Genomic DNA, 5,688 nt, shown 5'->3' with positions numbered 1-5,688 from the left:
AGCTCGGCGACCCCTTCCGCCGCGACGCCCTCGCCAAACCGGTCCGCATGCTCGACAAGTACAAGGACTTCGTCTGAGCCAGTGATCCAGCGGGCGTTTGGCCGGAAGCGGCGCCCGCTGCTTCCGGCCATTTTCCATTCCGAGCGAACCCCATCATGAAAGCGATCAACCGCATTATCGAGCGCGCCCGCGCGGCGCCCCGGCGCATCGTCCTGTGCGAGGCAGAGGACCCGCGCATCCTGCAAGCGGCGCAACGCGCCACCCGCGAAGGGATAGCCCGCATCGTGCTGGTCGGCGACGCGGCACGCATCCGCCAGGCTGCGGCCGGCGAGAACATCGACCTGGCCGGCATGGACGTGCTCGACCCGGCAACCTCCGCGCTCACGCCGTCCCTTGCGCAGAAACTGTTCGCCCTGCGCGCCAGGAAAGGCATGACGCTGGAAGACGCGAAGCGCGAAGTGCTCAAGCCCCTGGCTTTCGCCAACCTGATGGTATGCCTCGGCCATGCGGACGGCTCGGTGGCCGGCGCGGTGCATACCACCGCCGATGTGGTGCGCACGGCCATCCAGGTCATTGGCATCCATCCGGCGTTCAAGCTGGTGTCGAGCTTCTTCCTGATGATGCTGTGCGAGCCGTTCCACGCGCTGAAGGGCGGACTGATCTTTTCCGATTGCGGGCTGGTGGTGGATCCCGATGCCGGCGAGCTGGCCGAAATCGCGATGGCGGCGGCCGACAGCGCGCAGAACCTGCTGATGGATACGCCGCGCGTGGCCATGCTGTCCTTCTCCACCAGCGGCAGCGCCCGCCACGCGGCGGTCGACAAGGTGGTGGAAGCCACGCGCCGGGTACGGCAGCAACGCCCCGCGCTGGCGATCGACGGCGACGTGCAGCTCGATGCGGCCATCGTCGCCGAGATCGCCATGAAGAAGATCGAGCACTCCCGCGTGGAAGGCCGCGCCAACGTGCTGGTCTTCCCCAGCCTGGAAGCCGGCAATATCGGCTACAAGCTGGCCGAGCGCGTAGGGGGCGCCAAGGCCATCGGCCCCCTGCTGCAAGGGCTGCAGAAGCCGGCCAACGATCTCTCGCGCGGCTGCAGCGCCGACGACGTGTACTACGTGATCGCGGTAACGGCGGTACAAGCGCAGGCCGCCACGGCGGGGCCGGACCAGGCGGCAACACCCGAGGCCGCGCACCTGCCATGAGCATGGACCACCTGCTGCCGCTGCTCGCGCTGATGGGCGCGGCAAGCTATTTTCAGACGGTGACGGGCTTCGGCCTCGGCATGATCGTGATGGGCGCCGCCAGCGGGCTGGACCTGGCGCCCGTGGCCAGCGTCGCCATGGTGGTCAGCCTGGTCACGCTGGCCAACAGCGCGGTGGCGCTGCCGGGCAAGCTGCATCACGTCGACTGGCGCGCTGTAGGCGCGGCCACGCTAGGCATCCTGCCATCGGTGGTGGCAGGCGTGCTACTGCTCGATTACCTTGGCAGCGCGACGTCCGGCATGCTGCAATTGCTGCTGGGCGCGGTGGTGCTGTACGGCGGCCTGAGCGCCGCGCTGCGCCCCGCGCCATTGCGCCGTCGTTCGGGCGACCGCAGCTTCTTCGTGAGCGGGGTGTTCGGCGGGCTGCTCAGCGGCATGTTCGGCGTCTCCGGACCGCCGCTGATCTTCCAGTTCTACCGGCAGCCGCTCTCGCTGGTGGAGATCCGCTGCGCGCTGATCCTGGTGTTTACGGCGACCTCCGTCACGCGCACGCTGTTCAGCGCGTGGCAAGGGCAGCTTGGCGCGGATATCTGGCAGCAGGCCGCGCTGGCGGTGCCCGTGGTGGCGCTGGCGACGGTTGCGGCCAGGCGGTTTCCGCCGCCGATCTCTGCCGTCGCCACGCGGCGCGTGGCCTTCGGCGTGCTGGTGGCGATTGGTGGCTACCTGATGTTGCCGGCGCTGTTGAGGCTCGCAGGATAGTCTCTGCGGAAATCAGGCGTTTCGGACTTCGGCGTGTGACCTGAGGCACCGGACGCCGCCGCCAGGATGCGCCAAGGCCGTCCGCCATGACGACGGCAGTCACTCCCTCTCCCGTCTCATGGGAGAGGCAAGCAAAACAAGACAAGACAAGCGGCTCACCCCCGCCCGCCGATCCACCGCACGATCTCCGCGAACCGCGGCATATCCAGCGGCTCCGACAGATCCAGCGCGAGACTGCGGCGATAGTAAGCGCTGAGGTCCAGCCCGACGCCAAGGCCCATCACCTCCACATCGCGCAGCGCCTCGTGCCGCGCCACCACGTCCTTCAGGTGGTTGTCCAGGTAACAGGCATCGTTGGCCTGCCCCGTGGCGGTATCCATCGGGCTGCCGTCGGAAATCACCACCAGTATCCGCCGCGCCTCGGCACGGGCAAGCAGGCGCGCGCAGGCCCACTCCACCGCCTCGCCGTCCACCCCTTCGCGGAACAGGTCCGCCTTGAACAGCGCGGCGATGTCGGCACGGGCACGGCGCCAGCTTCTGCCTGCATCCTTGAACACCATGTGGCAGGCTTCGTTGAGCCGGCCGGGATGCGCGGGGCGGCCCCGCGCCAGCCAGTCGAGCCGGGCGCGGCCGCCGTTCCAGGCGCCGGTGGTGAAACCCAACACCTCGCTGGCCACGCCGGCCTGGTCGAGCGCGCGCGCAAGCGTGTCCACCATCATGGCGACCGGCTCGATATGCGCTTTCATCGAACCCGAGCAGTCGATCAGCAGGCTCACCGCGCAGTCCGCCTGCAGTTGCTGCCGCTCCAGGCGGAACAGCCGCCGCTCGGCCGGGGAGCTGACCAGTTGCGCCAGGCGCCGCCCGTCGATGCGGCCGTGTTCTTCGCCGAAGGACCAGCCATCGCGCCGCGGCACGGCGAGCACCGCCGACAACGCGCGCGCCAGCCGGGCCACGTTGATGCCGCTGCCGGCAATGCGCCGGTCCAGGCGTTCGCGATACGCTGCCAGCAACGCCTTGCGGACCAGCGACCCCGGCAGTATCTCGCGGTCGTAGCGCGTGGTGTAGGCGCGGTAGCCGCCGGCAGCGGCGCGCAGCACGTGGCTGTTGCCGCTGTCCGCCGCGGCCATCGCCTCATGCTCATCGTCCTCGAAGCCGAGCGCCAGCGAAAACGCCACGCGCACGGCTTCATCGTCCTCCGGATCCTGCGTGTCGTCCGGCGTGCGCCGCGCGCCGGTGGAATCGATCATCGCGCTCACCAGCCGGGCCATCTCCAGCGCATGCCCGGCGAACGCAGCCTGGTCCCCGCGCTGCCGGCGCAAGCCGGCCAGAGGCCCGCCGAGCACCGGCACGATGGCCGCGCGGGTCGCCTCGATCAGGTCCTCGGTGTCTTCCAGCACCGGCCAGCCTGACAGGCGCGACCACACTATCTGCGCCACCGTGTAGAGCAGGATGCCCAGCTGGCTCTCCGCCAGGCCCGCACGATGAAAAGCCCGGGACCAGTCCTCGAAGCGGTGCCGCAGGTTCCGCGCCAGGCCCGGCATGCCGGCGGGCAGCAGCGATTCGCAGCGCAGTTGCTCGAGCAGTTCGAACACCAGGCGCGCGACCGGATCCGCCGGGCACATCCGGCGGTGCAGGTCGGCATCGGAATGCACCAGCCGCAAGGCCGAGCCGTCCGCCGCGCCGCGCTGGGCGGAAAAGCCGTCGGCGAGCGGATCGGTACGCAAATGCGGCGCATGCAGCGGCAGCGGCCGCGGTCCGTGGCACAGGCGGCCATCGCGATAGTGCAACGCGGCGTCGCCAGTGAGGGCGCGCACCGCCGCCGCGCACAGGGACTCACGCTGCTGGCGGCGGCGGGCGGCCTGCCGTTGCGCAGTCATCGGCGCGCTCATCGGTGCACCTGCGGCGCGTCGCCGGACGCGGCCTCCAGCTCCCTGCCAAAGCAGCGCTGGAAATACTCCCCCACCACCGGCCGCTCGGCGTCATCGCATTTGTTGAGGAAACTCAGCCGGAACGCCAGCGCCGGATCGCGGAAGATCTGGCAGTTCTCGGCCCAGCTGATCACCGTGCGCGGCGACATCAGCGTGGAGAGGTCGCCCGTGGCAAAGCCCTTGCGCGTCAGTTCGGCCACGCTCACCATCGACTCGACCAGCGCGCGGCCGGCCTCGTCGGCCAGTTCCGGCACACGGGCCAGCACAATGCCGGCTTCTTCCGCGCGCGGCAGGTAGTTGAGCGTCGCGACCACATTCCAGCGGTCCATCTGCGCATGGTTCAGCATCTGGGTGCCGTGATACATGCCGTTCAGGTTGCCCAGCCCCACGGTGTTGGTGGTGGCGAACATGCGGAAGGCGGGATGCGGATGGATCACGCGGTTCTGGTCGAGCAGCGTGAACTTGCCGTCGCGCTCCAGCATGCGCTGGATCACGAACATCACATCGGGGCGGCCCGCGTCATATTCGTCGAAGATCAGCGCCACCGGGCGCTGCAGCGCCCACGGCACGATGCCCTCCTGGAATTCGGTCACCTGCCGGCCATCCCGCACCACGATGGCGTCCTTGCCCACCAGGTCCAGCCGGCTGATATGTCCGTCCAGGTTCACGCGCACGCACGGCCAGTTGAGACGGGCCGCCACCTGTTCGATATGGGTCGATTTTCCCGTGCCGTGCAGGCCCTGCACCATCACGCGCCGGTCCCGGGTGAAGCCTGCCAGGATCGCCAGCGTCACTTCCGGATTGAAGCGGTAGGCCTCGTCGATGTCCGGCACATGGTCGTCGCGCTCGCTGAACGCCGGCACCGTCAGGCCGGAATCGATGCCGAACAGGCTGCGTACCGCGACCATTCTGTCGGGCTTGCCAGTCACGATATCGCTCATTTTCTGTCTCCTCTGCACCTGTCCGGCGGCGGCGCGCAATGGGCGCGCGGCGTGTGCAGCCTGCCGCAGTCTGACCCATCATAGTTCAATTTCTATTTTAGAGACAAATCATTCCGATTTATTGGTTTACCCTATTGACCATCTTGCATCCCCACTCTACATTCCAATCAATTAAATTTTTTCGGAACAATTTGTTCCGTTTTGACATCGAAGACTGGAGACTGACCACCATGAGCGAACACCTCCCCGAATCCCTCGGCGCCAGCGCCCCCACCGCCACCGGCCCGCAGGCCATGACCCCCTCGGAAGCCTTCGTCGAGACCCTCGCCGCCAACGGCGTCACCGACATGTTCGGCATCATGGGCTCCGCCTTCATGGACGCCATGGACATCTTCGCCCCCGCCGGCATCCGCCTCATCCCCGTGGTCCACGAGCAGGGCGCCGGCCACATGGCCGACGGCTACGCCCGCGTCTCCGGCCGCCACGGTGTCGTCATCGGACAGAACGGCCCCGGCATCAGCAACTGCGTCACCGCCATCGCCGCCGCCTACTGGGCCCACAGCCCCGTGGTCATCGTCACCCCAGAGGCCGGCACCATGGGCATCGGCCTCGGCGGCTTCCAGGAAGCCAGGCAGCTCCCCATGTTCCAGGAGTTCACCAAGTACCAGGGCCATGTCACCCACCCGGCCCGCATGGCCGAATTCACCGGCCGCTGCTTCGACCGCGCCATGGCCGAGATGGGTCCCACCCAGCTCAATATCCCGCGCGACTACTTCTACGGACAGATCAAGGCCGACATCCCGCAGCCTCAGCGCCTGGACCGCGGCCCCGGCGGCGACCAGCGCCTGAACGAAGCCGC

At 68.3% G+C, this 5,688-nt stretch carries 5 protein-coding genes; 3 read left to right on the top strand and 2 right to left on the bottom strand.

Features of this window, described 5'->3' with window-relative positions:
- Positions 1 to 155 precede the first annotated feature (155 nt).
- On the top strand, positions 156 to 1,202 hold the full coding sequence (pta, locus tag P3W85_RS30340) for a phosphate acetyltransferase (RefSeq protein ID WP_276267494.1): 1,047 nt from the start codon (positions 156 to 158) through the stop codon (positions 1,200 to 1,202).
- A complete protein-coding gene (locus P3W85_RS30335) occupies positions 1,199 to 1,960 on the top strand; it encodes a sulfite exporter TauE/SafE family protein (protein WP_276267493.1) in 762 nt (253 codons plus the stop codon). The genes pta and P3W85_RS30335 overlap by 4 nt, the downstream gene beginning before the upstream one ends.
- 155 nt (positions 1,961 to 2,115) lie before the next feature.
- Here P3W85_RS30335 and P3W85_RS30330 read toward each other — a convergent pair whose 3' ends face one another.
- Positions 2,116 to 3,837 carry a cobaltochelatase CobT-related protein gene (locus P3W85_RS30330; protein WP_276267492.1) on the bottom strand — a complete coding sequence of 574 codons (1,722 nt, stop codon included), beginning with the start codon at positions 3,835 to 3,837 and terminating at the stop codon, positions 2,116 to 2,118.
- An 8-nt stretch (positions 3,838 to 3,845) separates the two neighbouring features.
- Entirely contained in the window at positions 3,846 to 4,829 is a 984-nt protein-coding gene (locus P3W85_RS30325; protein ID WP_276267491.1) for an AAA family ATPase, read from the bottom strand.
- Positions 4,830 to 5,059: 230 nt separating this feature from the next.
- On the opposite strand from P3W85_RS30325, the gene P3W85_RS30320 reads away from it, so the two are divergent.
- Positions 5,060 to 5,688: thiamine pyrophosphate-binding protein (locus P3W85_RS30320; protein WP_276267490.1), on the top strand; the 629-nt coding region annotated here is incomplete at its 3' end.

Source organism: Cupriavidus basilensis (assembly GCF_029335485.1).
Lineage (GTDB): Bacteria > Pseudomonadota > Gammaproteobacteria > Burkholderiales > Burkholderiaceae > Cupriavidus > Cupriavidus basilensis_E.
This window is presented reverse-complemented; position numbering and strand designations above follow the sequence as displayed.